Raw genomic sequence first — 5,038 nt, forward strand, 5'->3', positions numbered from 1 at the left:
GAGATGCTGGCGTTGACAGAACAGATGGCAGACAGCATCGGTGCCGGCGGTATGAAGGTCGATCTGAGCAATGACGTCTTCATGGGCCACGAGTTCAGCGCCGAAGTCCTCGAAGCAGGACCTGACACAGACACACATGCGCCGGGCACGCTCGTCACTTCGATTCCGGTTCTGTTGTCGTCCCGGGGCGTTGAGCCAATCTTGTCGAGCAACAGCACTATCGGCGGCTACGCCGAGCGGATGCTGCTCTCGGCGCCGCTGCTACTGTCAATCCCGAATGGACTAGACCCCAAACACGCCGCGCTGACCGAACCCATGGCGGTTGGGCTGCACGCGGTGAATAAATCGAATGTTCAGCGTGGCGAGACGGCACTGGTGCTCGGCTGCGGACCGATTGGTATCGCCATCATCGCAGCGCTTCGGTTCCGTGGTGTCGAAACCATTGTGGCTGCAGACTTTACGCCTAAACGCCGTGAACTTGCCGCAGCGATGGGCGCGCATCAAACCGTCGACCCAGCACAAACTTCACCATTCGACACGGCCAAACCTGCCGTGGTGTTCGAGGCGGTTGGGGTACCCGGCATCATCGATGATGTGTTGCTGCGCGCCAAGCCCGGTACCCGGCTTGTCGTAGCCGGAGTGTGCATGCAACCCGACACCGTGCATCCGCTCTTTGCCATTGCCAAGGAGATCAACGTCCAGTTCGTCCTCGCCTACGACCCGAACGAATTCGGCGATACTTTGCGGGCAATCGCCGAAGGTGACATCGACGTCACCCCGGTGATCACCGGCGACGTCGGCCTCGAGGACGTCGGGGCAGCTTTCGATGATCTCGCCGACCCCGGACGGCACTGCAAGATATTGGTCACCCCATAATCTGCGCTTCCCGGCGCGATTTGGCCTTTCGCTGTTATATGTTGAGCCAAGCTGGCTAACTGACCAAATCCTCCGGAGGAGGCGCCATGCCAACCCCGGGGCCGAGCCTGGCACGGCAGATGTTGCGACGCCGGCCGGTGAGCGGCGCACCCGTCGCCGTCGGGGCCTCGGATCACTTGCAGCGCAGCCTGGGAACCTTCCTGCTTACCATGTTCGGCGTGGGCGAAACGGTCGGTGCGGGCATCTTCATCGTGCTCTCGCAGTCGGTGCCGCAAGCCGGCCCGGCGGTGGTCATCTCATTCCTCATCGCCGGCATCGCGGCAGGACTGGCCGCGGTCTGCTATGCAGAGATGGCCTCGGCGGTACCGGTTTCCGGCTCGGCTTACTCGTACTGCTATGCCACCCTGGGCGAGCTCGCGGCAATGGGCGTCGCAGCGTGTCTGCTGCTCGAGTACGGTGTATCCACCGCCGCGGTGGCCGTCGGGTGGAGTCAGTATCTGAACAAGCTGCTTGACAACGTCTTTGGATTTCATCTGCCGCAAGCTATTTCACAGGGGCCATGGGACGATGCGCCGGGTATGATCAATCTGCCGGCCATCATATTGGTAGCGATGTGTGCGGTTCTGTTAATCCGCGGTGCCAATCAATCGGCTAAGGCCAACGCCGTGATGGTGTTGATCAAGCTCGGCGTGCTGGTGATTTTCGCGGTCATCGCGTTCACCGCGTTCAAAGCGGACCGCTTCGCCGACCTGGCACCGTTCGGCATCTCGGGCATCAGCTTGGCCGCGGGCACAATCTTTTTCGCCTACATCGGCCTTGACGCGGTATCCACCGCCGGCGACGAAGTCAAAGACCCGCAACACACGATGCCACGGGCAATCATTTACGCCCTGCTGATCGTCACGGGTATCCATTTGCTCGTCGCGGTTGCCGCGATGGGCAGCCAGCCGTGGCAGGCCTTCAAGGGCGAAGAGGCAGTGCTGGCCGTGATCTTGGATCACATCACCGGAAACACCGCGGGCAGCACGCTGGTATCGGCCGGGGCGGTGATATCCATCTTTTCCGTGACCCTCGTGACGTTGTATGGCCAGACCCGCATCCTGTTCACGATGGGCCGTGACGGCCTGCTGCCGGCGACATTCGCGAAGGTCAACCCGCGCACGATGACACCCGTCGGAAACACCGTGATCGTTGCCGTCGTGGTGGCAATCCTGGCCGCGCTGGTGCCGCTGGATCGGCTGGCCGAGACCGTCTCCATCGGCACCCTGACCGCATTCATCGTGGTGTCAGGAGGAGTGATTGTGCTGCGCATTCAACAACCGGAATTACCCCGCGGTTTCAAGGTGCCGGGCTATCCGGTGACACCGATCTTGTCGATCGCGGCGTGCGCCTACATTCTCTTCAGCCTGCACGGGTACACCTGGATTGCGTTCAGTGCCTGGGTAGCGGTGGCGCTGATCTTCTACCTGGTGTGGGGCCGCCGTCACAGCGCACTCAATGGCGGCGGGAACGACGGCATCCCAGCGACCGTCCCCGTCGCCGAGGACGTCACGTAGTCGAGCCGTCGTGCTCAAAACCTCTACACGTGCGAGCGGGCACTACCGGGATCATGTCGACGTGGTGGAGGCTATATTTTGGCGCAGCAGCCCCAGTCTCCGTTGGTATTCCTCGTCGTCGATCTCGCCTCGCGCGTAGCGTTCGGCGAGCACTTGCTCTGCGTTGCCGGCTCCCCCGGCGTGCGTCGTGCCGGCGGGCCGCTGCGACAAAGACAGTAAGTATCGCGCGAGAAGCACCACGGCAGTAATCACCAGCGCCCAGAACACGATCGTTGTTCCGGTCGTGAGGATCCAGCTGCCCCATCCCCAGTGACCATCGTCCATCATCATCATCATCGAGACCACCTTTCCAGATGCACTATGCCCCAACGCCTTCGACGATGAGGGCGCCGCGATGAGTCCTGCTGCGTTTGTATCGGGGTTTGCATGCATGCCCGGACCCCACACGTGAGACCGCCAGATGCAGTCGGCCACGGCGATCAACGGCCCGGCGGCCATGATGGTAATGACACTCGTTAGAGCAGCTCGAGTTTTGACTTTCATCGACTCCTGCGGCGGTCTCGCCAGCCGTTCGGCTCGGGCCAGCACGGCCAAATCGGCGGCAGCGAGCGCTTCAGCTGGGGCCGCCGTGCAGAGCGTGATCAGCCCCGACAGCAACGCTCGGCTGCTATGCCGGCGCACCGCAACATCATCGGCGCACATCTCCAACAATCGTGAAACCTCTTGCGCGCCTTCGGTAATCAGGCTCAGCCTAGGAAACACCGCGGCCAGAGCGCGCAGCACGCTGACGATCACCGCGTGGTGCCCGGCCAGGTGGGCTCGTTCATGGGCAAGCACCGCGGCCAGTTGGCGATCATCGAGTGCAGCCCGGGCGGCGCTGGTCACGACGATCGCCGGCGGTCGACCCTCGACACAGTAGGCGGCAGCTTTGGCGGCCTCGACCATCACCACATCGGCCTCGCCGGTGCGATGACCGACCAACCGCACAGCCCGGGCATGCTCGTGCGCGCGAGCACGCATTCCCAGCACGGCGGTGGCCAGCCGCACACCGATGATCGCGGCCGCCACCGTAACTGCCGCTGCGATCGCGAGCAGCGTGATCTGCGGCGCAATCCCGGCATCTCCGCTCATCGTGTGCTGCAGGCGGGCCAGGCAGGACGCGGCAACCGTGCGGGGATGAGTCCAGTGGCTTATCCCTTCGACGATGACCATCACCGAAGTCGCCACCCAGGAACCCACCACAGTTCCGATCGCGCTCAACCATGTCACCACCCCAAGGCGCGGGGCGTTTCCGCTGCGGGTCATTGCCCGTAGCAGCGGAGGCGCCGCGACCAGCATCGCCATGCTGTACAGCAACAGGCCAACGACAACGCTGATCACGGGTTCGTTCCTTTGGCCAGCCGTCGCAAAACAGAGCGCAGGCGCTCGGATTCCTCGGCGCCGATTTGTTCGACGAAATGCTGCAGTACCAATTCGGGGCTGCCGCCGCCATCGAGGGCCTCGCGCATCAACCGCGCACTGTGCTGCTCACGCGACAGCGTGGGCCAGTACCGATAGGCCTTGCCGTCGCGTTCCCGCGCGAGCCAGCCCTTCGTATGCAGGTTGTCCATGGTCGACATCACGGTGGTGTACGCGATGGTGCGCTCGACGGCAAGTTCATCGAAGAGCTCACGCACCGTGGTCGGTATCGCGGAGTCGCGCCTCCACACGCGGTCCATGATGACTGCCTCGAGTTCGCCGAATCCTCGAATCCGCACTGCTGGTCTCCCGGTTATTACGGAGCCGCTGGGCTCGTTCGCGAGGGCGGAAACTGCGAAAGCTTGGACACACCATCTCCGCCGTCTACGTACCGACATAGTAGACCACCGCCAGACGACACGAGCCAACAGCGAGCACACGCTGAGGGGCTCTGGCTGATTCCCCACCTTCGCTTGCTAGCACTCCGGGCCCGGGTCTAGGATCTACGTAGTTAGATAGTAGACCGGATGGTAGGCACTCATCCACCGGAGATGTAGTCCGTTCGCAGAGGTGCTCCGCCAGTCCGAATGAGAGGAATCGACGATGGGATTTTTCGGCGTGCTGGGTTCCAGGCTGCGTGAGCGCAAGCGCGTAATCGGCGCCGTCGTGGCTTTCGCTTGCATCGCGGTGGCCAGCTTCTTAGCCGGGACCTGGGCCGGCTCCTCGGGAGTCCCCGCGCCGCGCCCGATGATGACCTCAGCCCCGCACCCTAACAACCCGCCTAAACCAGGTGCTTCTAAGCCCGGCGACATGTGCTGCGGCATGTCCATGCCCGACATGTCCATGCCCAGCGGGATGCCCATGCCCAGCGGGATGCCCATGCCCAGCGGCATGCCAATGCCCAGCAAAACCGGCTAGCCAGAACCAAATACAGGCAAATGTTAACCAGACGTGCTGCGCTCACCGCGGTGGGCGCGGGCGCCGTCGTGGGTCTCGGATACGTGCTGCGCGGGGTCCTCGGATCGCCGCCGCCGGCCGTACGACTCATCGACGACGGCGGCGGCATGATGGGCGTCTCCCCGATGGACATGTCCCGCTACGTGGAGATGTTCAACCGGCACAACGAGTTAACCCGCACCGTCGAGGAG

General features: G+C 63.2%; 5 protein-coding genes and 1 pseudogene. 4 read left to right on the forward strand and 2 right to left on the reverse strand.

Annotation, left to right across the window (positions count from 1 at the left end; genetic code table 11):
* Together WAN71_RS04290 and WAN71_RS04295 are read left to right on the forward strand one after the other, a co-directional pair.
* Nucleotides 1–876 (forward strand): zinc-binding dehydrogenase (locus WAN71_RS04290; RefSeq protein WP_422224142.1); only part of this gene is annotated, 876 nt, incomplete at its 5' end.
* An 86-nt stretch (nucleotides 877–962) separates the two neighbouring features.
* Nucleotides 963–2,432, forward strand: a complete 1,470-nt coding sequence (locus WAN71_RS04295; protein ID WP_422224143.1) for an APC family permease — start codon at nucleotides 963–965, stop codon at nucleotides 2,430–2,432.
* A gap of 51 nt (nucleotides 2,433–2,483) precedes the next feature.
* Here the strand turns inward: WAN71_RS04295 and WAN71_RS04300 are convergent, their stop codons facing one another.
* Nucleotides 2,484–3,812 (reverse strand): SHOCT domain-containing protein, encoded by a 1,329-nt coding sequence (locus WAN71_RS04300; protein WP_422224144.1) that lies wholly within the window; start codon nucleotides 3,810–3,812, stop codon nucleotides 2,484–2,486.
* The gene (locus tag WAN71_RS04305; protein WP_422224145.1) at nucleotides 3,809–4,189 is read right to left on the reverse strand and encodes a BlaI/MecI/CopY family transcriptional regulator; all 381 of its coding nucleotides are present in this window, start codon (nucleotides 4,187–4,189) and stop codon (nucleotides 3,809–3,811) included. The genes WAN71_RS04300 and WAN71_RS04305 overlap by 4 nt, the downstream gene beginning before the upstream one ends.
* Before the next feature lie 304 nt (nucleotides 4,190–4,493).
* Between WAN71_RS04305 and WAN71_RS04310 the strand changes: the two genes are divergently transcribed.
* Both WAN71_RS04310 and WAN71_RS04315 read left to right on the forward strand, forming a co-directional pair.
* A complete protein-coding gene (locus WAN71_RS04310) occupies nucleotides 4,494–4,808 on the forward strand; it encodes a hypothetical protein (RefSeq protein WP_422224146.1) in 315 nt (104 codons plus the stop codon).
* Between the two features lie 20 nt (nucleotides 4,809–4,828).
* Nucleotides 4,829–5,038 (forward strand): annotated as a pseudogene (locus WAN71_RS04315) (hypothetical protein); the annotation flags it as partial.

This window comes from Mycobacterium sp., from assembly GCF_049280035.1.
Classification (GTDB): Bacteria; Actinomycetota; Actinomycetes; order Mycobacteriales; family Mycobacteriaceae; genus Mycobacterium.